The organism is Streptomyces actuosus, assembly GCF_016921115.1.
Lineage (GTDB): Bacteria > Actinomycetota > Actinomycetes > Streptomycetales > Streptomycetaceae > Streptomyces > Streptomyces actuosus_A.
In genome coordinates, this window is the sequence record NZ_JAFFZS010000047.1 from 1 (window position 1) to 25751 (window position 25751).

At 71.6% G+C, this 25751-nt stretch carries 20 protein-coding genes; 12 read left to right on the top strand and 8 right to left on the bottom strand.

The features are described 5' to 3' along the window. The first annotated feature begins 112 nt into the window (after positions 1–112). The 6 genes from JS756_RS32680 (at position 113) to JS756_RS32705 (ending at position 9803) form a co-directional block, all read left to right on the top strand. Complete coding sequence (locus tag JS756_RS32680) at positions 113–535, top strand: TrkA C-terminal domain-containing protein (RefSeq protein ID WP_205386891.1); 423 nt, start codon at positions 113–115, stop codon at positions 533–535. Positions 536–856: 321 nt separating this feature from the next. After that, positions 857–3952: an FAD-binding and (Fe-S)-binding domain-containing protein gene (locus tag JS756_RS32685; protein WP_205386892.1), complete on the top strand. Its 3096-nt coding sequence runs from the start codon at positions 857–859 to the stop codon at positions 3950–3952. A 47-nt stretch (positions 3953–3999) separates the two neighbouring features. Continuing rightward, positions 4000–5829: a thiamine pyrophosphate-requiring protein gene (locus JS756_RS32690; protein WP_205386893.1), complete on the top strand. Its 1830-nt coding sequence runs from the start codon at positions 4000–4002 to the stop codon at positions 5827–5829. Continuing rightward, positions 5829–6962 (top strand): enolase C-terminal domain-like protein, encoded by a 1134-nt coding sequence (locus JS756_RS32695; RefSeq protein WP_205386894.1) that lies wholly within the window; start codon positions 5829–5831, stop codon positions 6960–6962. Before JS756_RS32690 ends, JS756_RS32695 begins: the two co-directional genes overlap by 1 nt. A gap of 28 nt (positions 6963–6990) precedes the next feature. Continuing rightward, positions 6991–8787: a glycoside hydrolase family 15 protein gene (locus JS756_RS32700; RefSeq protein WP_307791318.1), complete on the top strand. Its 1797-nt coding sequence runs from the start codon at positions 6991–6993 to the stop codon at positions 8785–8787. After that, positions 8787–9803 carry an SDR family oxidoreductase gene (locus JS756_RS32705; RefSeq protein ID WP_205386895.1) on the top strand — a complete coding sequence of 339 codons (1017 nt, stop codon included), beginning with the start codon at positions 8787–8789 and terminating at the stop codon, positions 9801–9803. The genes JS756_RS32700 and JS756_RS32705 overlap by 1 nt, the downstream gene beginning before the upstream one ends. A gap of 411 nt (positions 9804–10214) precedes the next feature. Here JS756_RS32705 and JS756_RS38155 read toward each other — a convergent pair whose 3' ends face one another. After that, positions 10215–10526, bottom strand: a complete 312-nt coding sequence (locus tag JS756_RS38155) for a DUF3040 domain-containing protein (protein ID WP_205386896.1) — start codon at positions 10524–10526, stop codon at positions 10215–10217. A gap of 380 nt (positions 10527–10906) precedes the next feature. Between JS756_RS38155 and JS756_RS32715 the strand changes: the two genes are divergently transcribed. The 3 genes from JS756_RS32715 (at position 10907) to JS756_RS32725 (ending at position 13016) form a co-directional block, all read left to right on the top strand. Continuing rightward, complete coding sequence (locus tag JS756_RS32715) at positions 10907–11233, top strand: plasmid stabilization protein (protein WP_205386897.1); 327 nt, start codon at positions 10907–10909, stop codon at positions 11231–11233. Positions 11234–11730: 497 nt separating this feature from the next. Then, positions 11731–12153, top strand: a complete 423-nt coding sequence (locus JS756_RS32720) for a hypothetical protein (RefSeq protein WP_205386898.1) — start codon at positions 11731–11733, stop codon at positions 12151–12153. Positions 12154–12359: 206 nt separating this feature from the next. Beyond that, positions 12360–13016, top strand: a complete 657-nt coding sequence (locus JS756_RS32725; RefSeq protein WP_205386899.1) for an HAD family hydrolase — start codon at positions 12360–12362, stop codon at positions 13014–13016. A gap of 332 nt (positions 13017–13348) precedes the next feature. On the opposite strand, the gene nirD is transcribed toward JS756_RS32725, so the two are convergent. Genes nirD through JS756_RS32740 form a run of 3 tightly spaced genes read right to left on the bottom strand, consistent with a single transcriptional unit; the run spans position 13349 to position 17543 of the window. Beyond that, positions 13349–13708, bottom strand: a complete 360-nt coding sequence (nirD, locus tag JS756_RS32730) for a nitrite reductase small subunit NirD (protein ID WP_205386900.1) — start codon at positions 13706–13708, stop codon at positions 13349–13351. Continuing rightward, positions 13705–16320 (bottom strand): nitrite reductase large subunit NirB, encoded by a 2616-nt coding sequence (nirB, locus tag JS756_RS32735; RefSeq protein ID WP_205386901.1) that lies wholly within the window; start codon positions 16318–16320, stop codon positions 13705–13707. Before nirB ends, nirD begins: the two co-directional genes overlap by 4 nt. Then, positions 16320–17543 (bottom strand): NAD(P)/FAD-dependent oxidoreductase, encoded by a 1224-nt coding sequence (locus JS756_RS32740; protein ID WP_205386902.1) that lies wholly within the window; start codon positions 17541–17543, stop codon positions 16320–16322. The genes nirB and JS756_RS32740 overlap by 1 nt, the downstream gene beginning before the upstream one ends. Before the next feature lie 493 nt (positions 17544–18036). Here JS756_RS32740 and JS756_RS32745 point away from each other — a divergent pair, with 493 nt between their 5' ends. After that, complete coding sequence (locus JS756_RS32745; RefSeq protein WP_205386903.1) at positions 18037–18567, top strand: DUF4232 domain-containing protein; 531 nt, start codon at positions 18037–18039, stop codon at positions 18565–18567. Positions 18568–18574: 7 nt separating this feature from the next. Here JS756_RS32745 and JS756_RS32750 read toward each other — a convergent pair whose 3' ends face one another. The 3 genes from JS756_RS32750 to JS756_RS32760 all read right to left on the bottom strand — a co-directional run bounded on the left by JS756_RS32750 (position 18575) and on the right by JS756_RS32760 (position 22239). After that, entirely contained in the window at positions 18575–19240 is a 666-nt protein-coding gene (locus tag JS756_RS32750) for a class F sortase (protein ID WP_205386904.1), read from the bottom strand. Between the two features lie 115 nt (positions 19241–19355). Beyond that, entirely contained in the window at positions 19356–19880 is a 525-nt protein-coding gene (locus JS756_RS32755) for a GVDTG sorting domain-containing protein (RefSeq protein WP_205386905.1), read from the bottom strand. A 664-nt stretch (positions 19881–20544) separates the two neighbouring features. Further along, positions 20545–22239, bottom strand: coding sequence for a M4 family metallopeptidase (locus tag JS756_RS32760; protein WP_205386906.1), 1695 nt, complete (start codon positions 22237–22239; stop codon positions 20545–20547). Between the two features lie 133 nt (positions 22240–22372). Here JS756_RS32760 and JS756_RS32765 point away from each other — a divergent pair, with 133 nt between their 5' ends. Together JS756_RS32765 and JS756_RS32770 are read left to right on the top strand one after the other, a co-directional pair. Continuing rightward, positions 22373–22816, top strand: coding sequence for a gamma-glutamylcyclotransferase family protein (locus JS756_RS32765; RefSeq protein ID WP_307791320.1), 444 nt, complete (start codon positions 22373–22375; stop codon positions 22814–22816). 314 nt (positions 22817–23130) lie between these two features. Beyond that, on the top strand, positions 23131–23574 hold the full coding sequence (locus tag JS756_RS32770; RefSeq protein WP_205386908.1) for a hypothetical protein: 444 nt from the start codon (positions 23131–23133) through the stop codon (positions 23572–23574). Here the strand turns inward: JS756_RS32770 and JS756_RS32775 are convergent. Further along, the gene (locus tag JS756_RS32775) at positions 23534–25747 is read right to left on the bottom strand and encodes a molybdopterin oxidoreductase family protein (protein WP_205386909.1); all 2214 of its coding nucleotides are present in this window, start codon (positions 25745–25747) and stop codon (positions 23534–23536) included. The genes JS756_RS32770 and JS756_RS32775 overlap by 41 nt on opposite strands. Positions 25748–25751 lie beyond the last annotated feature (4 nt).

The window sequence follows — 25751 nt, forward strand, 5'->3', positions numbered from 1 at the left end:
CCGCGGGCAGGCCCTTGGACTGCAGAGACATCGATTCCACCCCCGCGGCCACTCGACGGGCTACCAGCCGCGGAAGCGATCATGCCGCCAACACAGCGTCCCTCGCAGAGAATTGAGCAACGGAGTCAGCGCGCGGCTGTCTCATTCACAGCGGATCTACGACGTCGTCTTCGTCGTGGTGGCTTTCTCCGTCACCGTCCAGGGCTCCCTGGTACCGACGGTGGCCCGATGGTGCCGGATCTCGATGCGCTCGAGCGCAGTGGAACCGTGGGCACTGGGCATCCGTCTGCGCCATCGCCCCGAAAGCGCACAGCAGGTGACGGTACAGGCGGGATCGAGCGCTGAGGGAACGGCCATTGCCGACCTCGACCTCGGTGAGCACGTGTGGATCAGTTTCGTCGTCCGCGACGGCCGTCTCCTGGCCGCCGACGGCTCTACGCGTCTCAGGCCGGACGACGAACTGTTGCTGCTGGCCGATCCTGGGGGCTCTGATGACTGGAGCCGCCTGTTCATAAGCCCGCCGCCGCCCCCATGACAGCGGTATCCACAGATTCCCTGTGCCGCGCGAGGGCCGGTGCTCCATCAGAACGCACCTTGATGGCCTCTTTGCCCGCCTCGCGGGTTTCTCTGCCTGTCAAGCGGTTAGCCGAATGTGAAGTTGTCAGAGCTACGGAAGCCACCTTCCGAGCAGCATGCGTGGTACGAAAAGTGCACGGTCGCTCGGTAGGGGGTCATATTGACCCTTTCGTGACGTGATCGACGGGTCCGGTGGTGAATGTCGTGTGTGGCGCCCCCAGCGGTGATGGTCGGCCTGAGCTGCAAGCCCGAGAACACGCAACGAAGTGGAAGAAGGCACATGAGCGCGGAGCTGCAGTCGGATGGATCTTCCGAGCCGGACGGGAGCGCCCTGTTCTTGGATGCCGCGGCACTGTGCGAGGCTCTGAGCCGGCGGGTACGCGGAGAGGTGCGCTTCGACGCGGGCAGCCGGGGGGCCTATGCCACTGACGGGTCGAATTACCGGCAGGTGCCGATCGGGGTCGTGGTGCCCCGCGATGTCGAGGCCGGCGCCGAGGCGGTTGCGGTGTGTGCGCAGTTCGGTGCCCCGGTGCTCTCGCGGGGCGGGGGTACCAGTCTGGCCGGGCAGTGCACGAACGCCGCCGTGGTCATTGACTGGACCAAGTATTGCAACCGGCTCTTGTCGGTGGATGCCGGGCAACGGACGTGTGTGGTGGAGCCGGGCATCGTGCTGGACGAGCTCAATCGCCGCCTGTCCGATGACGGACTGATGTTCGGGCCAAAACCATCCACGCACAGCCATTGCACGCTCGGCGGAATGATCGGCAACAATTCCTGCGGTGCCTCCGCGCAGGCGTACGGCAAGACTGTCGACAACGTGCGCCGTCTGGAGATCGTCACCTACGACGGCATGCGCTGCTGGGTGGGACCGACCTCGCGGGAAGACTTCGAAGCGATCCTCGCGGCCGGTGGGCGCCGTGCCGAGGTGTATCAGGGGTTGCGGCAGATCACCGACCGGTATCTGGCGGACATCCGCACCCGGTTCCCGGACATTCCCCGCCGGGTGTCGGGATTCAACCTGGATTCCCTGCTGCCGGAGAACGGCTTCGACCTCGCACGGGCACTGGTCGGCAGCGAGGGCACGCTGGTGACGGTGCTGCGCGCCGAGCTGGACCTGGTGCCCGTGCCCGCTTTCGAGTCCATCGTGGTACTCGGATACGACGACATCTGTGCGGCGGCCGATGACGTGCCGCGCCTGCTCGAGCACAGCGCGCCCGAACTCCTGGAGGCGATGGACAGCCGCATGGCGCAGCTCATGCGTGCGGAGAAGTCCCACCTCGACTCGCTGGACCGGTTCCCGGCAGGGGAGAGCTGGCTGCTGGTGCAGTTCAGCGGTGACAGCCGCGAGGACGCCGACCGCCAGGCGCGCGATCTTCTGCGGGCCGTGGGCCGGTCCGAGGACGATCCCGCGGTGTTCTGCTCCGACGATCCCCGCCGTGAGCGCGAGATGCTCCGGGCGAGGGAGGCAGGGCTCGGGGTCACGGCCCGTCCGCCGGACGGCCGGGACACCTGGGCGGGCTGGGAGGACTCCGCCGTGCCCCCTGAGCGGCTCGGTGACTACCTGCGGGACCTGAAGACGCTGTTCGCCGAGTTCGGCTACGGTCACGCCGCGCTGTACGGGCACTTCGGCCAGGGGTGCGTCCACACCCGGATCCCCTTCGAGCTGAAGACGGCCGATGGTGTGGCTGCCTTCCGTCGATTCCTGCGCAAGGCAGCCGATCTCGTCCGTTCCTACGGGGGCTCGCTGTCAGGTGAGCACGGTGACGGGCAGGCCCGCGGCGAACTGCTGACACGCATGTTCGGCGCCGAGGTCGTGGCCGCGTTCGGACAGGTCAAGACGCTGTTCGACCCGGACAACAGGATGAACCCGGGCAAGGTCGTCGCAGCGCACGCCGCGGACGACGACCTGCGGCTCGGACCGTTGTGGCGCCCACGCGCGTACGACACCCACTTCGCCTACCCGCAGGACGAACACTCCTTCACGCGGGCCGTCATGCGGTGTGTGGGGATCGGGAACTGCCGCAGCCACGAAGGCGGCGTCATGTGTCCCTCCTACCGGGCCACTAAAGAGGAGGAGCACTCCACACGCGGCCGGGCCCGGCTGCTGTTCGAGATGCTCGCGGGGCACGCGGACTCCCCGATCACCGACGGCTGGCGGTCCACCGAGGTCCGCGATGCCCTTGACCTGTGCCTGGCGTGCAAGGGCTGCAAGTCCGACTGCCCGGTCGGCGTCGACATGGCCACCTACAAAGCCGAGTTCCTCTCCCACCACTACGCGGGTCGCCTGCGCCCCGCGGCGCACTACTCCATGGGATGGCTGCCGCTGTGGGCCAGACTCTCCCGTCTCGCTCCCCGCCTGCTCAACGCGGCCCTGCGGGCACCGGGCATCGCCAGCATCGGCAAGCGCCTCGCCGGGGTGGCCGGACAGCGTGAAGCGCCCGCCTTCGCCGAGCAGTCCTTCGTGCAGTGGTGGAAGGCCCGCGACCTGCCGGAACCCGATCCTGCTGATCCCAGGACCGTGGTGCTCTGGCCCGACACCTTCAGCAACACCTTCCATCCGGCTGTTGCCAAGGCCGCGGTCCGGGTGCTGGAGCACGCGGGCTTCCAGATCGCCGTGCCCACCACGGCGGTGTGCTGCGGCCTGACATGGATCTCCACCGGCCAGCTCGCCACGGCCAGACGTGTTCTCGAGCGCAGTGTGGAGGTCTTGCGGCCGTGGCTGGAAGCGGGCACGCCCGTCGTCGGTCTGGAACCGTCCTGCACCGCGGTCTTCCGCGCGGACGCACCCGAACTGATGCCGGACAACGAGGACGTCAAACGCCTCGAGCGGCAGTTCCACAATTTCTCGGAATTCCTGCTCGACAAGGCGCCGCAGGGCTGGCAGCCTCCCGCGCTCGCGCGGGCCGCCATCGTGCAGACCCACTGCCACCAGCACGCGGTCATGACGTACGACGCCGACCGCGAACTCATGCGCCGCGCCGGAATCGACGCCGACGTCCTGGACGCGGGCTGCTGCGGACTCGCCGGCAACTTCGGCTTCGAACGGGGCCACCACGACCTGTCCATGGCCGTCGCCGAACACGGTGTCCTGCCCGCTGTACGCAAAGCCCCGCCCAGTTCCCTCGTCATCGCCGACGGCTTCAGCTGCCGCACCCAGGTCGAGCAGGCCGGCACCGGACGCCGGGCCATGCACCTGGCTGAAGCACTCGCCCTCGGCCTGGACGGGCCCGCGCCCGCCGACCATCCGGAGAAGGCCGTCTCGCGCCCCGAGCCTTCGCAGCGGCTCGCCCTGTGTGTCACCGGGGTCACCTGCGCGGTTCTCACCACCGCCGCCGCCGCGGCTGTCTACGGCTGGTCCCGCCGCCACCGCGGCTGACCGGCTCGTCACGTCCAGCACGACTCGCCATCACGATGAGGAGCGTCATGTCGACCAAGGTTTCCGACTATGTCCTGCAGCGGCTGCGCGAGTGGGAGGTCGAGCATGTCTTCGCCTACGCCGGAGACGGCATCAACGGCCTCCTGGCTGCCTGGGGCCGTGCCGACAACAGCCCGCGGTTCGTCCAGGCCCGGCACGAGGAGATGGCCGCCTTCGAGGCCGTCGGCTACGCGAAGTTCTCCGGAAAGGTCGGCGTCTGCGCAGCCACCTCCGGCCCTGGGGCGATCCACCTGCTGAACGGGCTGTACGACGCGAAACTCGACCATGTGCCCGTGGTGGCGATCGTCGGCCAGACCAACCGCAGCGCCATGGGAGGTTCCTACCAGCAGGAGGTCGACCTGCTCAGCCTCTACAAGGACGTCGCCTCCGAGTTCTGCGAGATGGTGACCGTCCCCGAGCAGCTGCCGAACGTCATCGACCGTGCCATGCGTACCGCGTGCGCCAAGCACACGGTGACCGCGGTCATCATCCCGGCCGATGTGCAGGAGCTCGAGTACACACCACCCACCCACGCCTTCAAAATGGTCCCCTCCAGCCTCGGAATGGCCTCCTACGCACCCCTGCCGGCCGCGGCCGACGTCGAGAGGGCAGCCGAGGTCCTCAACGCGGGGGAGAAAGTCGCGATCCTGATCGGACAGGGCGCCCGGGGCGCACGCGCCGAGGTCGAGGCGGCGGCGGAGGCACTCGGCGCGGGGGTGGCGAAGGCGCTGCTCGGCAAGGACGCGCTGCCCGATGACCTGCCGTACGTGACGGGCTCGATCGGGCTGCTGGGGACCCGGCCCTCCTACGAGCTCATGCGGGACTGCGACACACTGCTCGTCATCGGTTCCAGTTTTCCCTACACGCAGTTCCTGCCCGACCTGGACCAGGCCCGTGCGGTCCAGATCGACATCGACCCGTTCATGGTCGGCCTGCGCTATCCGTTCGAGGTCAACCTCGTCGGTGACGCCTCCGCCACCCTGAAGAGATTGCTGCCGCTGCTGAAGCGCAAGAAGCACGGGTCCTGGCGCAAGAAGATCGAGAAGGACACCGCTCGCTGGTGGGAGGTGATGCAGCGGCGGGCAGCGGTCGACGCGGATCCGATCAATCCCGAGTACGTGGTGCACGCCCTGGACGCCCTGCTGCCGCACGACGTGATGCTCGCGGCCGACTCCGGCTCCTCCGCCAACTGGTACGCCCGGCATCTGCGGATGCGCGATCAGATGCGCGGTTCCCTGTCGGGGACGCTGGCCACCATGGGCCCGGGTGTGCCCTACATGATCGGGGCGAAGTTCGCCCACCCCGACCGGCCCGCCATCGCCCTCGTCGGGGACGGCGCCATGCAGATGAACGGCATGGCCGAGCTCATCACCGCCGCCAAGTACTGGCCCGAGTGGGAGGATCCGCGCCTGATCGTCGGCGTTCTCAACAACCAGGACCTCAACCAGGTCACCTGGGAGATGCGGGCCATGTCCGGCGCCCCCCAGTTCCTTCCCTCGCAGGCTGTTCCGGACGTGCCCTACGCGGACTTCGCCCGCTCCATCGGCCTCGACGGGACGCGAGTGGAGAAGCCCTCGGACGTGGAGGCCGCCTGGCACCGGGCGCTCGGCTCCGACCGGCCCTTCGTCGTCGAGTTCCGCACCGACCCGGCCGTCCCGCCGATCCCCCCGCACGCGACCCTCGACCAGATCGAAGCCGCCGCCTTCGCCATCCTCAAGGGCGACAGCGACAGCGCCGGCATGGTGCGCCAGGGCTTCAAGGCGAAGGTCCAGGAACTGCTGCCAGGACACCGTCACCGCGACGACCGCCCCGGTGCGCAGGACAGCGGAACGAACTGATGCCACCCGGTGCACCTGGCGAGGGGGGAAGTGAACCGGCCGTGGACCGGCTGGAGGCCGCCGCCTACACCGTTCCCACCGACGCACTCGAAGGCGACGGCACCCTGACGTGGGGCTCCACCACCGTGATCGTCGTCCAGGTGCACGCGGGCACCACGACAGGGCTCGGCTACACCTACGGCGCCCCAGCAACTGTCCAGGTCATCGAGGATCAACTCGCCAGCGTGGTGACCGGCCGCAACGTCTGGGACGTTCCCGCGGCGAACGACGCGATGAACCGGGCCGTACGCAACGCCGGCCGGCCCGGCCTGATCGCCCAGGCCATCTCAGCCGTCGACACCGCCCTGTGGGACCTCAAAGCCCGTCTGCTGCACGTGCCCCTGACTCGCCTGCTCGGAGCCGTCCGCAGCAAGGTTCCCGTGTACGGAAGCGGCGGGTTCACCACCTACGACGCCGAACAGCAGGACCGCCAACTGCGGAAATGGACAGAACAGCAGGGCATCGGCAGAGTCAAGATCAAGATCGGCGAGTCCTGGGGCCGCAACGAACACCGTGACCGTGAGCGCATCGCGGCAGCCCGGCACAGCATCGGGGAAACAGCCGAACTGTACGTCGACGCCAACGGCGCCTACACCCGCAAGCAGGCCATCCGCCTCGGCCCGTACCTGGAAGAACACGGGGTGACGTGGTTCGAGGAACCTGTCTCCTCCGACGACCTGACCGGCCTGTCCCACATCCGGGCGGCGGTCACCGCCGACGTGACCGCCGGCGAGTACGGCTACACACTGCCCTACTTCGCGCAGATGCTCGACGCAGGGGCGGTGGACTGCCTGCAGGCCGACCTCACACGCTGCGGAGGCATTACCGTCTGGCTGAAGGCAGCGGCACTTGCCGAAGCCCACGGGACACAGATCTCCGGCCACTGCGCCCCTCACCTGCACGCCCATGTGGCAGCCGCCGTCCCCAACCTCCGCCACCTGGAATGGTTTCACGACCACGTGCGCATCGAAGAGCTCCTCTTCGACGGCACGCTCGACCCGGCGGGCGGCACAGTGCGCCCCGGCGCTTCATCGGCCCCGGGGCTGGGGCTGACCCTGCGCACCGAAGCCGTCCAGCAGTGCCGCACCCTCTGACCGACCTCCAGGCACAGGAAGGCAGCATGTGACCCACCCGTCCCGTCCCTTGGCCACGGCGCCGGGCCCGCAGAGCCTGCGCGACTACGCGCTCATCGCGGACGGCGAGCGCGGAGCTCTCATCGGCCCCCACGGCGACATCGCCTGGATGTGTGTACCGCGCTGGGACTCCGACGCCGTTTTCGCCACCCTCATCGGGGGACATGGCCACTACACGCTCCAGCCCGGCGGCCGTTTCGTGTGGGGTGGCCAGTACGAGAACGGGACGCTGATCTGGCGCAGCCGATGGGTCACCGAGAGCGGCATCGTCGAGTGCCGCGAGGCCCTCGTCTTCCCCGGCGACGCCCATCACGCGGTCTTGCTGCGCCGGGTCGAAGCGGTCGAGGGGACGCCACTGGTCAAGGCGCTCCTGGAGCCCGCCGCCGGGTTCGGCCCCCGGCGGCTGGACGGCCTGAAACGTGACGCAGAAGGCGTGTGGACGGGCCACGCCGGGAACCTGCGCCTGCGATGGAGCGGGGCGCCGTCCGCCGAGCCGCTCCTGGACGGACACGGGCCGACGGGCCTGGCCTGGGATGTCGTGCTGCAGCCGGGAGAGCACCACGACCTGATTCTGGAACTGTCGGATCGTCCGTTAACCGCGAAACTCGACCCTGTCCGGGCCTGGAAGGCGACCGAAACCGCGTGGACACGCCAGATCCCCCGCCTGGAAACGAGCCTGGCCCCGGACGACGCCCGCCACGCATACGGCGTGCTGCGCGGTCTCACCAGCGGTACGGGAGGCATGGTGGGAGCGGCCACCACAAGTCTGCCGGAACGGGCCGAGGAGGGGCGCAACTACGACTACCGGTACGTGTGGATCAGAGACCAGTGCTACGCCGGACAGGCCGCCGCCGCAGCCGGCGGTCACCCCTTGCTGGATGACGCGGTGCGTTTTGTCTCGGTCCGCCTCCACCAGGACGGTGAACATCTCGCACCTGCCTACACCACCGCCGGCGGCCGGGTGCCCGACCAGCACACACTGAACCTGCCGGGCTACCCGGGCGGCTACGACAGGGTCGGGAACTGGGTCAACCGGCAGTTCCAACTCGACGCGTTCGGCGAAGCCCTGCTGCTCTTCGCCGCGGCACACCAGCACGGGCGCCTCGACACTACCGGCCGGCAGGCCGCAGCGATCGCGGCCGACGCCATCGCCCGACGCCATCACGAACCGGACGCCGGCATCTGGGAACTGGAAGACCGCCCCTGGACCCACAGCCGGCTCATCTGCGCGGCCGGCCTGCGTGCCGCCGCCCAGGCCGCACCCTCCCCACGCCATGCCGATGCATGGGCGGCGCTCGCCGACCGGCTTCTCGCCCAGACAGCAGCCACCAGCCTCCACCCCACCGGCCGCTGGCAGCGATCCCCCGACGATCCGGGCCTGGACGCCGCTCTCCTTATGCCGCCCCTGCGCGGCGCCCTGCCCGCGAAGGACCCGCGCACCGTGCGCACCCTGCGGGCCTACCTCTCCGACCTCACCCACAATCACTTCGCCTACCGCTTCCGCCACGACCAGCGCCCCCTGGGGGAAGCTGAAGGAGCCTTCCTCTTGTGCGGCTACGCCGTCGCTCTCGCCGAACACCAGCAGGGCCATCACGACGAGGCCCTGCGCTGGTTCGAACGTAACCGGGCCGCTTGCGGTCCTCCGGGCCTGTTCACCGAGGAGTACGACATCGGCCAGCGCCAACTGCGCGGCAACCTTCCCCAGGCCTTCGTCCACGCCCTGATGCTCGAGACCGCCACCCGCCTCGCCGCCCCCATCGGCCAGACCAACCGAAAGCAGGCCTGATGAACCAGATGCAGACCGTCGTCATCACCGGTGCCAGCGCCGGCATCGGCCGCGCCACCGCCCGAGCCTACGGCGCCCGAGGAGCCAACGTCGTCCTCCTGGCCCGCGGACAGACCGGGCTCGACGCGGCCGCCCGCGACGTCGAAGAAGCCGGCGGAACAGCCCGGGCCGTCCCCACCGACACCGCAGACCCCCAGCAGGTCGAGGCAGCGGCCGACACCGCCGTCCAAGCCTTCGGTGCGATCGACGTCTGGGTCAACGTCGCCTTCACCTCTGTCTTCGCGCCCTTCACCGAGATCACGGCAGAAGAATACGAACGCGTCACCCAGGTGTCCTACCTCGGCTTCGTCAACGGCACCCGGTCCGCCCTCAAACGGATGCTGCCACGCAATCAGGGAACCATCGTGCAGGTCGGCTCCGCCCTGGGATCCCGATCCATTCCCCTGCAGTCCGCCTACTGCGGCGCCAAACACGCCGTCAACGGCTTCACCTCCTCCGTACGCACCGAACTCCTCCACCAAGGCAGTGACGTGCGCATCACGATCGTGCAAATGCCGGCCGTCAACACACCCCAGTTCTCCTGGGTCCTGTCCCGCCTGCCCAAGCGCCCGCAGCCAGTCCCGCCCATCTACCAACCCGAAGTCGCCGCCCGGGCGGTTCTCCACGCCGCCGATCACGCCCGCCGCAAGCAGTACTACGCCGGTGCCAGCACCGTCGCCACCATCTGGGGCAACAAGATCGCCCCTGCACTCCTCGACCGCTACCTCGCCCGCACCGGATACGACTCCCAGCAGACCGCCGAGCCCGACAACCCTCACCGGCCCCACAACCTCTGGCAACCACTCGACGGCACCGAAGGCACCGACCACGGCGCCCACGGCGCCTTCGACGACCGAGCCCACACACACGCCCCTCAGCTCCAGCTCTCCCAGAACCTGCCCCGTGCCGTGGCCATGGCCGGCACCGCCGCCGTGACCCTGCTGATCGGCCGCGCCCTCCGCAAACACCGAGGCTGAACCTGCCCGATCAGCAGCGGTACTGGAGAAGTAATAGGACCCCGGCGCTCATCCCCCGACCGGGCCCCACCAGAGTGCGAGGCTCAGGGCTACCGGCGAGGGAGCGGCGCTCGGATCCCGGCGGCAGCCCCAGGAACGGCGGCGGTCCGGCACCCTGCCCCTTCTTGTGGACGCTCCGGTATTGCTCCAGCCTGCGCTCGTCGTCCCACTGCGTCGCAGGGCCGTGCCGGCCCCTCGCTCCGACGCGAGCCCCGGAGCGAACCGGGAGACCGTCCGACCTCCCCCAGCTGCCGCCTTTGCCACGCGCTCACCGGATCCGCGACGGCAACGATGAACGAATTTCGTTCGCGCTCCCCTGGGGTACGACGAGCGACCGTTGGGCCAATTACGTGAGCGCCAACACCTTCCTGGTCATGACGCAGCGCCGTCCGGGCGCCGGCAGACGGCGCTACGGCGGGCACTCTCACCCGCTCCTTCCGCCGCAGACACCGCCCCTCGCCGAATACCGCAGCGCCGCCGTACGCCGTACGCCGTACGCCGTACCGGAAAGCGTAGTGCGGCCAGGGTGCAGAGGACTCCCGCCGCGAGGGAACGCCGTGCGATGACACGTAGCCGGGGCCGGGAGCGCAGCGTGCGCTGGAGCTCGACGTCGGCTTGAAGCCTCTGCTCGATGTCCGCGAGGATCTTGCGTTCGTGGGGTGACAGCGCGGCTCCGTCATCCATTCCAACCCACCTCCGCTGATCGCGTACGGCCGGGTGCAAGTGCCACTGGCCGACCGATGCTGCCGGGCGGCTGGTGATCAGTTCCCCGGCTGCGCTCGGGTCGCTGTTGCGCTGCCGACCTGCGTCATGACGGTGGTCCTCTCGCTTCTGCTCCTCGGCCGAATGACCTAGCAGGTCACCGTCGCACGGCGCGTGCCACGACAGCCCGCCGACACATCTTGCGGCGGCGAGCCCGGGCGGGATGGAAGTGCGGCGAGGGTCCCGGGTAGCGGACCGTGGCCGACCGGTGTGGAGTGGGAAAGGGGCTGACGGTGGCGTCGGGGAAGGCGCTACCGGGTACCCGGTAGCGCAGCCACCCGGACAGGAAGGAATGAGGCGTCATGCCGGCAGGATCGAGCAAGAAGCGGGAGCGTCAGTACGAGCACATCAAGGAAAGTGCCGAAGAGCGTGGTGCGTCCGAGAGCCGTGCGAAGGAGATCGCCGCGCGCACGGTCAACAAGGAACGGGCACGGTCGGGCGAGGCGAAGTCCTCCAGCAAGACCTCTACCCGTGATCCGAAGTCCGCCTACCAGCGGGGTGGGGAACGCTCCCACTCCGGCTCCCAGGGGCCCACGAAGGACCAGCTCTACGAAGAGGCCAAGAAGAAGAACATCGAGGGCCGCTCTAGCATGAACAAGCGACAGCTCCGCGACGCCCTCGGCCGCTGACCGCCCTCGTCGGCCCGGCAGACACCGGGAACAGGGCAGTCGCTCACCATCGCTGCCCGCCCCTGCCCAAGCGGGCGCGTACGTGCCGGCTTCCGTGCTGGGGATCGAGGACGCATGACATGTGGAGCTATCACCCGAAGTCCCACCACCGGCCCGGTGTGCGGATGACCGGTCACACCGTCGTGGCCACCGACGGCCCCATCGGCACCATCGACGAAGCGATTCGAAGAGCTCGGCTCCACCTACGTCGTCGTCGACACCGGACGGACCGTGGACCCTCGGCAGGCACGTGCTGCTCCGGGCCGCCACTCTCGTGCGGGCCGAACGCGACGAGGCGAAGCTCCTCGTCAGCCGGACTCGGGACGAGATCAAGGATGCGCCCCCATACGACCCGGACCTCCACCGCGGCGACAGCCATACTGCGAGAACGTCGCCGACTGCTATCGCCCCCTTTTACAGCTGACACGGCCATGCTGCAGCGGCTTTCGAGGAGAACCGTGACACCGGAGACCAACAACAGCGGGATCGGTACGGCTGCGCGCTGCGACCTCTGCGAGGCTCCCATCACCGACGAGCACGTGTTCTGCACCCATGTCAGGGATTCGTCCTACCTTCACCCCCATGACCGTCACCTGGACGGCGACCGGCCCTTGACGGCCTGCTCCGCGGAGCACCTGAACGAATTGATCAAGAAGGTGGGTGCCCGCCCCTTCGCGAACGAGGAGCTGTGGGCCGGGAAGATGGCCCGCGTGCTGGCCGCTCACTCCCAGAGCCTCAGCCTCTACGCACTCGCGATGGAGACCGGGCTGACACAGGACCAGATCGCACAAGCCGCCTTCTGGGCCGGCCGAGCCGAACCCTCGCAGCCAGCCTCCGAATCACTGCCGGGCCCGGCTTCGACGGGGCCCGAGCAGGTGTAGACACGGGCCGGGCAAGGCAGGCCGTCAGCCTGTGCATGAGCTGCGGTACTGGCTCCACCCGGGTGGAGCCTCCGGCGCCGAGCTGCGTCATGGTTGGCCTCATCCGCCCCGGACGGCCGCGACCGACGTCGGCGGCAGGCCGGACCGCGCGGCACGACGACACGACGTGGCCCGACCGCGCGGAGGACTCAAGGAAAGGTGGAGAGATGGCACGGGCGGCACTCTTCGACGTCGACGGCACCCTCGTCGACACCAATCATCTGCACACGGTCACCTGGTGGGAGGCCTTTCGCCAGAGCGGTCACCGGGTGACCATGCACGCGGTCCACCGGGCCGTGGGCCTCGGCTCCAAGGACCTCATCGCCTACCTCCTCGGCGAGGACCGGAACCGGGACGAGGACGACGCCCTCAGTGACGCCCACCGGACGCTGTACGGGACCTATTTCGAACGCCTTGCGGCCTTCGAGTCCGCGGGCGACCTGCTACGCACGCTCGCGGGGCGGGGCTGGAAGATCGTTCTGGTGACCTCGGCAAGCGGCGCCGAGCTCGGGGCGCTGCGCCGCGCCATCGACGCCGACGAGGCCGTCCTGACCACGACCAGCGCCGACGACGTCTCGTCTGGCAAGCCTGCCCCGGAGCCCGTGCTGCAGGCCCTAGAACTCGCACAGGCCCGCGCCGAGGAATCGGTGTTCGTGGGCGACACCGCCTGGGACATGGCGGCGGGCACGCGGGCCGGAGTCACATGCGTCGGGTTACTGAGCGGCGGACTCCCCGGGGCGGCATTGGAGGCCGCGGGGGCCTCGGCCCTGTACCGCGACGCGGCCGAGCTGCTGCGGTCGCTGGACGACAGCCCACTGGGCTGAGGAGCGGCAGGCCGGCTGCCGCGGCCGCACGTCACAGGAGGCTGCCGCCGTGCGGAGGGGATGGTCGATCGCCCGCGGGGCCGAGAGCCTTGAGAACCTTGTCGGCTTGCGGAAAGTCGGTTCGCCTAGAGGCGCAAAGTGGGCCATGACCTCCGAGGACGTCGGAGATCCGGCGTCCTGGCGGTGCGTGTGCGCAGGCGTACGGCGGCGGGCCCGGCCGTCGCCCCGTTCGGCCGGGCCCGCCGCCCGTCGTGCTGCGGATCGTTCGCCCCGGACGGGACCGCCCGTCCGCACGGACGGACGATTCCGCGTCCGGGGCGCCGCCGCCCCTCTCAGGCGGTCCGCACCTCGTACGTCGCCACGTGCACGTCCTCGTCGTCCAGGCACCTGCCGGAGGCCAGGTCGAAGCGCTGCTTCAGCAGCGGGCTGGCGACGAACGCGCTGCCCTCGTGGGTGCCCGTCAGGCCCCGGGACAGGACCGCCGCGCCACTGAAGGGGTCACGGTTGTCGATGGCGTACAGCCGGCCTCCGCGGTCGCGGAACAGGGCGATCTGGCGGCCGTCCGGCAGCAGGGCGGCCACGCCCCGGCCGGGCAGCAGCCGGGGCAGGTCGCAGACCGTGAACCAGTCGTCCGCCCCAGTGTCCAGGCGCAGTTGGACCTTCAGGTCGGTCGTCTCGGGTGCCAGGGTCATCGCTGGGCGCTCCCTTCCAGGACTTCTTCGGCAGGCCGCAGGCCGATCGCCAGCAGCGGCAGGTCGGGCTTGATCTGGTCGCGCTCGGGGACGAATCCGACGACCGGGTCGGGGGTGTCGGGCGCGTTGACGAAGGACACGAAGCGGGCGAGCTTCTCGGGGTCGTTGATGGTCTCCGCCCACTCGTCGCGGTAGTGGGCGACGTGCGCGGCCATCAGCTCCTCCAGTTCCCCGCAGATGCCGAGGGAGTCCTCGACGACCACCTCGCGCACGTGGTCCAGGCCGCCGGGGATCCGCTCCAGCCAGGTCGAGGTGCGCTCGAGTCGGTCGGCGGTGCGGATGTAGAACATCAGGAACCGGTCGATCAGGCGGACCAGCTCGGCGTCGGACAGGTCCTGCGCGAGGAGGTCGGCGTGGCGCGGGGTGGCGCCGCCGTTGCCGCCGACGTACAGGTTCCAGCCGTTGGCGGTGGCGATCACGCCGAAGTCCTTCGACTGGGCCTCGGCGCACTCGCGCTGGCAGCCGGAGACCGCCGACTTCAGCTTGTGGGGCGAGCGCAGGCCGCGGTAGCGCAGCTCCAGGTCGATGGCCATGCGCACCGAGTCCTGGACGCCGTAGCGGCACCAGGTCTGCCCCACGCAGGACTTCACCGTGCGCAGCGCCTTGCCGTAGGCGTGGCCCGACTCGAAGCCGGCGTCCACCAGGCGGGCCCAGATGAGGGGGAGCTGTTCGACCCGCGCGCCGAACATGTCGATGCGCTGGCCGCCGGTGATCTTCGTGTAGAGGCCGAAGTCGCGGGCGATCTCCCCGATGACGATCAGCTTCTCGGGGGTGATCTCACCGCCGGGGATGCGCGGCACGACGGAGTACGAGCCGTTCCGCTGCAGGTTGGCGAGGAAGTGGTCGTTGCTGTCCTGGAGGGTCGCCTGCTCGCCCTCCAGGACGTAGCCGCTCGCGCCGATCGTCGGGGCGAGGGAGGCGATGACGGACGCCACCGCCGGCTTGCAGATCTCGCAGCCGTCGCCGCCGCGGGCGCCCTCACGGCCGTACCGGTCCAGCAGCTCCTGGTAGGTGCTGATGCGCAGTGCCAGGACGATCTCGTAGAGCTCCTCGCGGGTCTGCGCGAAGCAGCCGCACAGGCCCTTGTCGACCTCGACGCCGTTCGCCTCCAGCTCGGCGGTGACCAGCTGGCCGAGCACCTTGACGCAACTCCCGCACCCGGTACCGGCCTTGGTGCACTTCTTCACCTCGGGCACGGTGGTGCAGCTGTGGTCGGTGACGGCGCCGCGGATCGTGCCCTTGCTGACGTTGTGGCAGGAGCAGATGATCGCGTCGTCGGGCAGCGCGGACGGGCCGAGCTGTGCCGGGGCGCCGGCGCCCGCGGGCAGGACCAGCGACTCGGGGGAGACGGGCGGGACCGAGCCGGTCAGTGCGCGGAGGGTGCCGTACGCCTCCGCGTCGCCGACCAGGATGCCGCCCAGCAGGGTGCCGTCGCGGCCGATGACCAGCTTCTTGTACAGGCCCGCGCGGGAGTCGGAGTAGACGACGTCGAGGCAGTCCTCGGCGGTGCCGTGCGCGTCGCCGAAGGACGCCACGTCCACGCCGAGCAGCTTCAGCTTCGTCGACAGGTCGGCGCCGGTGAAGGACGCCTCGTCGGCGGCGATGGTCGCGGCGGCCGTCTGGGCCTGCTCGTAGCCCGGCGCGACCAGGCCGTAGACCCGGCCGTCGGTGGCCAGCGCGCACTCGCCGATCGCGAACACGTGCGGGTCGGTGACCGTGCGGCACTGCGCGTCGACGGCGACGCCGCCGCGTTCGCCCACCCGCAGGCCGCAGTCGCGGGCCAGCTGGTCGCGGGGGCGGACACCCGCGGAGAAGACCACCAGGTCGGTGGTGACCGTGGAGCCGTCGGACAGCTTCATGCCGGTCACCCGGCCGTCGTCGCCGGTGACGATCTCCTGGGTCCCGGTGCCGGTGTGCACGGTCAGGCCCATGTCCTCGATGGTGCGCAGCAGTGCGGCGCCGCCGCCGTCGTCGACCTGCACCGGCATCAGCCGCGGCGCGAACTCCACGATGTGCGTCTCGACGCCGAGGCCCTGCAGCGCGCCCGCGGCCTCCAGGCCGAGCAGGCCGCCGCCGACCACGGCTCCCACGCGGGCGTTCTTCGCGTACTCCTCGATCGCGAGCAGGTCCTCGATCGTGCGGTAGACGAAGCAGCCGTCGGCGTCCTTGCCGGGTACCGGTGGGACGAACGGGTAGGAGCCGGTGGCCAGGACGAGGGTGTCGTAGGCGAAGACCCGTCCGGAGCGGGCGGTGACCGTGCGCGCGTCACGGTCGACCGTGTCCGCGGGGTCGCCGACGTGCAGCTCGATGCCGTGGTCCGCGAGGAACCGCGGGTCCGTCATGGACAGGTCCTCGGGCGTCCTGCCCGAGAAGTACGAGGTGAGCTGTACGCGGTCGTAGGCGGGGCGCGGCTCCTCGCACAGCACGACGACGCGGTGCGTGGCGGTCAGGCCGCGCTCGGCGAGCGCCTCGAGGAAGCGCTGGCCGACCATGCCGTGGCCGACGAGCACGATCGTGGGCCGAGGGCCGGTGCCCACGGAATCGGTCGACATCAGGAGCCTCCATCGTTGGTGAGCAGGTGGAGCAGGGGGCCGCCGTCGGCGGGGAGCGGCTCTGCCCCCTCCCAGGCGCGGGCGAGTGCGCCGACGGTGCCGAGTTCGCCGACGAGGACCCCGCCGACCAGGCGGTCGTCGCGGACGACGACCTTGCGGTAGGTGCCGCGGGTGGCGTCGGCGAGTTGCACGACGTCGTCACCCGGCCGCGGGACCGTCTCGCCGAACGCGGCGAGGTCGAGCGAGTCCTGACCGGTCAGCGTGAGCCGGGTCAGGGACCGGGTGCCGGTGTAGCGGGCGGCGGTGTTCCCGCTGAGCAGCTCGGCGAGGGTGTCGGCCTGTTCCAGCGCGGGAGCCGCCAGGCCGTACACGGTGCCGCCGTGCTGGGCGCAGTCGCCGATCGCCCGGATGTGCGGGTCGGAGGTGCGCAGTTCGTCGTCGACGAGGATGCCCTTGTGCACGGCGAGCCCGGCGTCCCCGGCGAGGCCCGTCCTCGGGTGCACCCCGCAGGCCAGGACGACCAGGTCGGCGTCGAGGGCGTACCCGTCGGCCATCTCCACCGAGCGGACCGCCCCGCCCACGCAGCGCACGTCGCGCACCCGGCACTCGGTGTGGACCTCCACCCCCAGCGCGGTCAGGTGCCGCTCGACGAGCCGGGAGGCGCTCGGGTCGAGCTGGCGCTCCATGAGCCGCTCCGACTGCTGCGCGAGCACGACCTGAGTCCCGCGCCGGGCGAGCGCGCGGGCGGCGGACACCCCGAGCAGGCCGCCCCCGATGACGACGGCCCGCAGGCCCGGCCGTACGGCCTTGGACAGGCCCAGGCAGTCGTCCATCGTGCGGAAGGCGTGCACGCCCTCCGGCAGCACGTGGTCCGGTGTGAACAGGCCGCGCAGCGGCGGCAGCACCGGGTTGGAGCCGGTGGCCAGGACCAGAGTGCCGTAGTCGATCCGTGAGCCGTCGGCGCAGTGCACGGTCCGCGCCGCGCGGTCGATGCCGGTCACCTGGGCCCGGATCGGCCCGGTCCGCCCGGTCGGCGCGGGCAGGGCGATCACTTCCGGGCTGTAGCGGCCGGCCAGCACCTCGGCGAGCAGGACCCGGTTGTACGGGTGGTGCTCCTCCTCGCCGACGAGCAGCGCGGGCACGCCGAGCTCATCGAGCCGCCGGGCGAGCCGCGCGCCCGCGAGCCCGGCGCCGATCACCACCACACGCGTATTCGAGGTCATGTCCAGGAGCGTGCGATGCCGGTGTTTCCCGATGGGTTCGCAGCTGTTTCCCGTGCGGAACGCTGCCCTCAACAGGGCCGGTGGACGGCTGTGAGGGTTCGGTGCGGGCCGCTCGGACCGCCTGTGAGGTGGAGCGGGGCGGATGCGCACCGGCCGGGGTCGGGGCCGGCCGGACCTGCGGGATGCGTGGCGGCACCATCGTCTACAACGGGCCCGGCCGGGAGGTCCGGCGGTGCCCGTTCCGGGGGACGGCGTGCGGCGGACCGGTCCGCGCCCCCGGCTGCCCGGCGCTCCACGACGCCGGCCCATGCTGCCGCGCGCGCCGCCGGCGGCACCCGGTTGCGAGTCGAGGGCTGGTGCCGTGCCCCGGCCTGCCGACAGCGCGTCCAGTGCGGTCCGCCGGGCGCGGGGCCGGCAGGCCGCGCGCGGGGAACCTCGGCACGCGGCGGTGCATCTCCCTGGCCGGCAGTGCAGTCGCACCGGGGGGACGGGCATGGCACGGCGGACGGTGGTACCGGTGATCGGCCTGCTGATCGGCCTGGTGACGCTCCCGGTGACGGCCGCCTGCGGCCGTCACCCGAGCGTCGCCGACTGCCGATCACCGCACCTGCACTGGCGGCTGACCCGGCTGTCCGAGAGGGCGCCGGGCGCTCCGGCGGCCCTGCTCAGCGGCACGAACACGGGCGCGCGGCCCTGCGCCTTCGACGGCTACCCGCAGCTCGACGTCCGGGTGGGCAAGGCCCAGGGCGTCCGATCGGAGCCGAGGGAGAAGGGCGAGCCGGCCCGGCTGGTGGTGGAGCCGGGCCGCACGGTCGACGTCCCGCTCTTCTACCGGCCCGACGGCGGGGCGCCGGGCAGCTGCTGGATCGCGGGCGGGTACAACGCGTCCAGCCGGGTGGTCCCGCCGCACGCCACCGGGGACGACGACGGTTCCCCGGTGCACTTCACCGATGCCGGGGGACACCGGCTGCCCACCCAGGTGTGCAGCGACACCCTCCGCATGGGCCCGCCCCGGCTGCGCTGACGCCGGCTCAGCGGACGCTGCCGGTGAGGTGGGCGAAGACGACCACGTTCCCCTGGTAGCCCGTCGACCGGGCATAGCCTCCACCGCAGGTGATGACCCGCAGTTCGGGGCGGTCCGCGGCGCCGTAGACCTTCTCGTCGGGGAAGTCGCTCGCCGGGTACGCCTCGACCGCGTCGACGGTGAAGACGGCCGTGCTGCCGTCGCGGCGGTCGACCTCGATGGCGGCGCCCTTCCTCAGCGCGCCGAGGTCGTAGAAGACGGCGGGGCCGTCGGTGTTGTCGACGTGGCCGGCGACGATCGCGGTGCCCCTCTCGCCGGGGGCGGTCCCGGCCGCGTACCAGCCGGCGAGGTTCTTCTTCTGCGCGGGCGGCGCGTCGAGGCTGCCGGCGGCGGTGAGGCCGAGGCCCGTCAGGGGGGCGTCCACACGGATCGACGGAATGCGGATGCGGTCGGGCGGTGAATGCGGCAGCGCGGGCGCCGCTCGGCGGCGGGCACCGTTCGTGTCCTGTGTGCCGTCGGTGCCGTGCGTGCCGTGCGTGCCGTCCGTGCGGCGCTCGGCGGCCGACGGCTGCGGCGGGGCGTGGCTCCCGGCGCCGCCGTGCAGCAGCCACGCGCCGGTGCACAGGGCCGTGACGCTGACGGCGGCCAGCGCGGTGTTGCCGACCCTGCGCATGCCTTCCCCTTTCGGCAGGTGGCCCCCGTGCCCCCCTTCCGGGCCGCGAGGGGCGTCGGACCCGGAAGGGGGAGGGGACATGCGGTACCGGCGGACGGACAGCGGAGGGCGCCCGTCAGATCCTGTCGCCTCTCGCCCGGCGATGCAGGAGCCAGGTACCGCCCGCGGCGGCGACGGCGAGAGCCGCCACGCCGGCCGCGGTCTGCACGGGGTCGGGGCCAAGCGCGCCGCCGACCCCCGTCTTCACACTTCCGTGCGGCTGGACCTGGCCGCGCCCAACCGTACCGAGTGCCACCACCAGGTCGCCGCGCACCTCACGTCCGCCGTCGGCGCAGCGCGCGACGATCTCGTAGGTCCCCGGCTGCGCGCTCGGCGGCACCCGGAACCGCCCGGTCGCGTCGCCGTGGTGGCCGCCCGGCGCCAGTGTGAACCGGCCCGCGCCGACCGCGGCGGCGTCGCCCGCCGCCGAGCCGCCTTCGCCGCACGCCGCGGTGTCGACCGCGACCTCGACGCCCGGCACCGCGACGGCCGGGCGCAGCTCCAGCCCCCCGGTCTCCGCGCCGTACGCGGGCGCCGCGATCCGGCCCGCGACGGCTGCGGCGAGCGCGGTACCGGTCAGCAGGCGGACGGTACGTCGCATGGTGCTCCCTGGAGCGTTTCGATGGTCCTGTCCCTACCGAGGTAAGTGGCAGCCGAGCCCGACCGCTTCCTGAGGGGACGTCAGAAATAGGGTGAACGGGTGGCCCGTCGTGCCTGCCTCGTGCTGTTTCGGCAGGTCACGGGCGCCCGGCGGGCGTGTCATGGAAGAGCACCCGAAGAGCCCAAGGCGCGCGGGTGAACGGGTGACCCGCCCCCGGAGCGGGGTGACGCCGCCCCTGCGCCGGTGGCGTCACGCCCGGTCCGCGGCCCGGACCACGCGGCCGCACGGCCCGGACTGCCCACCCCCGATCGCGCGCCGGGTCCCCACCACGTGGCCGCACGCCCCGGACCGGGCGCCGGCCCCGGCCGTGCGGTCCTGCTCCGCGGTGCGAGGCGACCCCTCGTGCCTGCGGCCCGCGTCGGTCCCCCGGGGCGTCCAGCGGTACCGACGCCGGACGCCGGACGCCGGACGCCGGACGCCGCCGCAGGCGCGGCGAGGGTCGGCGACGGCTGAGAGGTCACACGGCCTCCGGCGGCGCTCTCGTCCGTCCCTGCGCGAGGCCGGAGGCCCCGAGCCCGGACGGCGCGCACGGGCCTGCCCCGGCCCGGGCGATGCGGGTCGCCCGGGCCGGGACGGTGACGGGCCGTCGGAGGCGGCGCGGGCGTCAGTTCACGTTCACGGCGCTCCACGCCGCGGCCACCGCCGCGTACTCCGTGCTGCCGGCGCCGTACAGGTCCTTGGCGGCGTTGAGGGTCGCCGTGCGCGCGCCCGCGTACTTCGTCGACGACGTCATGTAGACGGTCAGCGCGCGGTACCAGATCTTGCCGACCTTGTCCCGGCCGATGCCGGTCACCGTCGAGCCGTTGTAGGTCGGCGAGTCGTAGCTGACGCCGTTGATCGTCTTCGGGCCGCTGCCCTCCGCGAGCAGGTAGGCGAAGTGGTTGGCGACGCCCGAGGAGTAGTGGACGTCGAGGTTGCCGACCGAACTGCTCCAGTAGTCGGCCGAGTTGCCGTCCTTGGACGGCTTGTCCATGAACCGCAGGGCCGGCTTGCCGAAGCCGGAGCGGACGATCTCCTCGCCGATCAGGTAGTCACCCGCGTCGGAGGGGTTGTCGGCGTACCACTCGACCATGGTGCCGAGGATGTCCGAGGTGGCCTCGTTCAGGCCGCCGGACTCGCCCGAGTAGTTCAGGGCGGCCGTCTTGGACGTCACACCGTGCGTCATCTCGTGACCCGCCACGTCCAGCGCCACCAGCGGCCCGAAGGTCGAGCCGTCGCCGTCGCCGTAGGTCATGCAGAAGCAGCTGTCGTCCCAGAACGCGTTGTTGTAGTTCTTGCCGTAGTGGACGCGGTTGTACGAGCCCTTGCCGTCGCCGGCGATGCCGTTGCGGCCGTGGACGTTCTTGTAGTAGTCCCAGGTCTCGTCGGTGCCGTACTGGGCGTCGACGGCCGCGGAGGCCCGGTCCGCGGTGGCCCCCGTGCCCCAGTGGTTGTCGGTGTCCGTGAAGACCGTCGAGGGGGCGCGGACGAAGCAGATGCCGAAGATGCACAGGTCCGTCTTGTTGGCCGCGTCGCCGGTGTAGGTGTTGCCGCGCGTCGGGTCCTTGAGCTGGTACGTCGAGCCCGACGCGGTCGTCTCCAGCGGAACCGTCCCGCTGTACAGGGACGAACCGTCGCCCGTGGCCGTCTCGATGCTGTCCCAGGCGTCGATCTGGGCGCCGGTGGTGGCGTCGGTCAGGACCGTCCTGGCGACCGGGTTGCCCTGCGTGTCCTGCGCGACGGCGTCGGTGCGCCAGGCCAGCTTCGGAGCGCCGTGCAGGGCGTCGACGACCAGTCGGGGCTTGGCCTGCAGCTTCTTCAGGCTCTGGCCGAGGTTCACCGCGCGCAGTGCCTGGGTGGCGATGCCGGCGGCCTTCGGGGCGGAGACCTTCGGCGTCACGCTCGGCAGGGACAGGGTGCTCCGGGTGGCGCGGGAGGCGCTGCGGTAGGCGCCGTCGGGGGCCAGATGCAGCACGAAGTCGCCGCCCAGCACGGGTAGTCCGTGGTAGGTGCGGTCGTAGCGGACGTGCTGGCTGCCGTCCCGGTCGACGATCACGTCGCGGACGGCCGTGCCCTGCGCCGAGGTCAGGCCCAGCGCGGCGGCCCGGTCCTTGAGGGCGTCCGTCGCGTGCTCGACCGCGGACGCTCCGGTCGGCCGGTCGGCCGCGCCGGCGGTGGGGGAGAGGGCGGCGGCCATCAGGACGGCGGCGGTGGTGGCGACGCCGGCGGTGGCGAGGCGGCGGGACGTGCGGGAGGCGCCGGATGTGCGAGACGCGCGGTCCTTGCGGAGAGCGGGGACGTGCTGCCGTAACCGACTCATCGGTCTCCTCGGGGGAGGCGCCCTGGGGTGGACGCGTGGGGGTGGCACTGATGTTCCCTCAGATTTAAATGGCCATGACATGTCATGTCCATACCGCCCTTGGGGAGGTGTGCGGGGGGAGAGAATCGTTTCTGTGAGCCTCCCGAGACCCCCGCAGCCCCCGCAGCTCCCGTTCTTCGTCTACGGCACCCTGCGCCCCGGCGAGCCCCACCACGCCACCCTCCTGAGCGGCCGCACCCGCCGCGAGGAGCCGGGACGCCTGCCCGGCGCGGTCCTGTACGACGGGCCCGGCTACCCCTACGCCGTCGAGGACCCGGGCGGCGTCGTCACCGGGGAACTCGTCACCGCCGAGCCGGAGGACTACGGCGAACTGCTCACCAAACTCGACCGGTTGGAGGAGTTCCGGCCCGGCGATCCGCTCCGCAGCCTCTACGAACGCGTCGAGCGGCACGTCGTCCGGGATGCCGACGGGACGTCCGTACGGGCCTGGGTCTACCTCGCGGCCCCGACCGTCGCCGCCCGGCTGCGGGCCCGCGGCAGACCGATCGAGGGCGGCGACTGGCTCACCCGCTCCTGACCTGCCGCGCCCATCGGGAAGCCCCGGGGAAGGAGGGCCCCCGGAGCGGCCGGAGGGGCCCCGACGACGCCTGAGGAGCGGCCTGGAGCAAGGGGGCGGCGGCCGGACGAGAGGCTCGGCGAGAGGGGCGTGGGGCGCTCGGACACGAGGGCCGGGCCGAGGGACCGGCCAGGGGGCGGCAGGGCACCTCGCGCCACCGAGCCGGCTGATCCACCGGTCAGTCCTTTTGCACGACGGAGCAGGTCGCCGCTGGCGTGCAAGCGCCTGGCCACCGTGCGCCAGGGCAGCGCGCCACCGCATGAGGAGCGTCCGCCGTGGGAACCACGGTCTCGGTTCGGGGCCGGCTGCAGTGTGACGACGGACAGTCGGCCCAGATCAGGAAGATCGTGGAAGCCGACGATCCGGAGCGCACCTACAGCGGGGGCCGGGCCTTCCCCGCTCGGCGGTACAACGACGTCAGGTGGGTCTTCCACGGGGGCGGCATCCGCGCGGTTTCCCTCGGCTGGTTCGAGGAGAGGTTGCGACAGATCGCCCGGATCCCGGCCTCCTACCAGGATGACGACTACGACGACAGGCCCCGGGGGCTCTTCCTGGTCAGCCACGATGGCGCCGCCACGAGCGAGTGGAGGGTCCACAACGGCGGCCTGGTGATCGGCCTCCCGGACGGGGATCACCACTACCTCGACGCCTGGCCGGATCACGACCGCACGGGAGTACCTACCCCGTCACCGTCTCCACCCGCACCGCGCACACCTTGAACTCCGGCATCCGCGACGTCGGATCCAGCGCCGGGTTGGTGAGAATGTTGGCGCGGCCCTCGCCCGGCCAGTGGAACGGCATGAACACCGTGTCGGGGCGGATGGCGGTGGTGATGCGGGCCGGCGCCACCGCGCGGCCGCGGCGGGACTCCACGGCCAGCAGGTCCCCCTCGGCCGCGCCCAGCCGGGCCGCCAGCCTCGGGTGGAGCTCGACGAAGGGGCCCGGCGCGGCCCTGTTCAGCTCCGCCACCCGGCGCGTCTGGGCGCCGGACTGGTACTGCGAGACCACCCGTCCCGTCGTCAGCAGCACCGGGTAGTCGTCGTCCGGCTCCTCGGCCGACGGGCGGTGCGCGACGGGGACGAACCGGGCCCGGCCGTCGGGCGTCGCGAAGCGGTCGAGGAAGAGGCGGGGCGTGCCCGGGTGCGGATCGGGCAGCTCCCGGGCCGGGTCGTCGTCGGGCAGCGCCGCGTCCAGCGCGGCGTCCTCGCCGTCGTCGGCGTCGCCCGCCGCGTCCGCGGCGCCCCCGTCCGCTCCCGGGGCCCGCTCCGGTGCCGGGCACGGCCAGAACACGCCGTTCTCCTCCACCAGCCGCCGGTAGGTGATCCCGGAGTAGTCCGCGACCCCGCCGGCGCTCGCCCGCCGCAGCTCCTCGAAGACCTCCTCGGGGTCCGTGGGGAACTTCTTCTCCAGCCCCTCCCGTGCACCGAGCCGGGCGGCCAGCTCGTGCAGGACCTGCAGATCGCTGCGGACGCCCTCCGGCGGCGTGATCGCCTGCCGGCGCAGCAGCACCCTGCCCTCCAGGTTCGTCGTCGTCCCCGTCTCCTCGGCCCACTGCGTCACCGGCAGCACCACGTCGGCGAGAGCCGCCGTCTCCGACAGCACGACGTCCGCCACCGCCAGGAAGTCCAGTGACCTGAGCCGCTCCTCCACGTGCGCGGCACGCGGCGCCGACACCACCGGGTTCGATCCCATCAGCAGCAGCGCCTTCACGTCCCGGCCCAGCGCGTCCAGGAGTTCGTAGGCGCTGCGGCCCGGGCCGGGCAGCGAGTCCGGGTCCACGCCCCACACCTCCGCCACGTGCCGCCGAGCCGCGGGGTCGTCCAGCTTGCGGTACCCGGGAAGCTGGTCGGCCTTCTGGCCGTGCTCGCGCCCGCCCTGCCCGTTGCCCTGCCCCGTCAGGCAGCCGTAGCCCGACAGGGGCCGGCCGGCCCGCCCCGTGGCCAGGCACAGGTTGATCCACGCACCGACCGTGTCGGTGCCCTTCGACTGCTGCTCGGGGCCGCGCGCGGTCAGCACCATCGCCGTATCCGGCGCGCAGAACATGCGCACCGCCTCCCGCAGTTCCGGAACGGACACGCCCGTGATCCGCTCCACGTACTCCGGCCAGTGCGCCATCGCCGCGGCCCGCGCCTCCTCCCAGCCGGCGGTGCGCTCCCGGACGTACTCCTCGTCGACCCGTCCCTCGGCCACCACCAGGTGCAGCAGGCCCAGCGCGAGGGCGAGGTCGGTACCGGGCCGCGGCGCCAGGTGCAGGTCGGCCTGCTCGGCGGTCCTCGTGCGGCGCGGGTCCACCACGATCAGCGTGCCGCCGTTCTCACGCAGCTCGGTGAAGTAGCGCAGCGCCGGCGGCATCGTCTCGGCCGGGTTCGACCCGACCAGGACGACGCAGCCCGTCCTCGGGATGTCCTCCAGCGGGAACGGCAGCCCGCGGTCCACGCCGAACGCCTTGATGCCGGCCGCCGCGGCCGACGACATGCAGAAGCGGCCGTTGTAGTCGATCTGCGAGGTGCCGAGCACGATCCGGGCGAACTTGCCGAGCGCGTACGCCTTCTCGTTGGTCAGCCCGCCGCCGCCGAACACGCCCAGCGCGTCCGCGCCGTGCTCGGCGCGCACCGAGCCCAGCGCCCCGGAGATCCGATCCATTGCCTCGTCCCAGGTCGCGGGCACCAGGCGCCCCTCGGAGCGCACCAGCGGGGAGGTCAGCCGCACCCGGGACGAGAGCACCTGCGGCGCCGTACGGCCCTTGCCGCACAGCGCTCCCCGGTTCACGGGGAAGTCCGCGCGCTCCGTCAGCGCGACCGCCCCGGCGGGGCCGTCGGGGGCCGGCGTCAGGTTCATGCCGCACTGCAGCGCGCAGTACGGGCAGTGCGTGGGCGTCGCGGTGTTCTGCATGCCA

Coding starts and splice junctions, on each gene's coding strand:
- nirB (WP_205386901.1), bottom strand. CDS start 16,320: ATGTCGACCGATTCCGTGGGCACCGGCCCTCGGCCCACGATCGTGCTC.
- JS756_RS32725 (WP_205386899.1), top strand. CDS start 12,360: ATGGCACGGGCGGCACTCTTCGACGTCGACGGCACCCTCGTCGACACC.
- JS756_RS32760 (WP_205386906.1), bottom strand. CDS start 22,239: ATGAGTCGGTTACGGCAGCACGTCCCCGCTCTCCGCAAGGACCGCGCG.
- JS756_RS32715 (WP_205386897.1), top strand. CDS start 10,907: ATGCCGGCAGGATCGAGCAAGAAGCGGGAGCGTCAGTACGAGCACATC.
- JS756_RS32705 (WP_205386895.1), top strand. CDS start 8,787: ATGAACCAGATGCAGACCGTCGTCATCACCGGTGCCAGCGCCGGCATC.
- JS756_RS32755 (WP_205386905.1), bottom strand. CDS start 19,880: ATGCGACGTACCGTCCGCCTGCTGACCGGTACCGCGCTCGCCGCAGCC.
- JS756_RS32775 (WP_205386909.1), bottom strand. CDS start 25,747: ATGCAGAACACCGCGACGCCCACGCACTGCCCGTACTGCGCGCTGCAG.
- JS756_RS32695 (WP_205386894.1), top strand. CDS start 5,829: ATGCCACCCGGTGCACCTGGCGAGGGGGGAAGTGAACCGGCCGTGGAC.
- JS756_RS32745 (WP_205386903.1), top strand. CDS start 18,037: ATGGCACGGCGGACGGTGGTACCGGTGATCGGCCTGCTGATCGGCCTG.
- JS756_RS38155 (WP_205386896.1), bottom strand. CDS start 10,526: ATGGATGACGGAGCCGCGCTGTCACCCCACGAACGCAAGATCCTCGCG.
- JS756_RS32740 (WP_205386902.1), bottom strand. CDS start 17,543: ATGACCTCGAATACGCGTGTGGTGGTGATCGGCGCCGGGCTCGCGGGC.
- nirD (WP_205386900.1), bottom strand. CDS start 13,708: ATGACCCTGGCACCCGAGACGACCGACCTGAAGGTCCAACTGCGCCTG.
- JS756_RS32690 (WP_205386893.1), top strand. CDS start 4,000: ATGTCGACCAAGGTTTCCGACTATGTCCTGCAGCGGCTGCGCGAGTGG.
- JS756_RS32685 (WP_205386892.1), top strand. CDS start 857: ATGAGCGCGGAGCTGCAGTCGGATGGATCTTCCGAGCCGGACGGGAGC.
- JS756_RS32750 (WP_205386904.1), bottom strand. CDS start 19,240: ATGCGCAGGGTCGGCAACACCGCGCTGGCCGCCGTCAGCGTCACGGCC.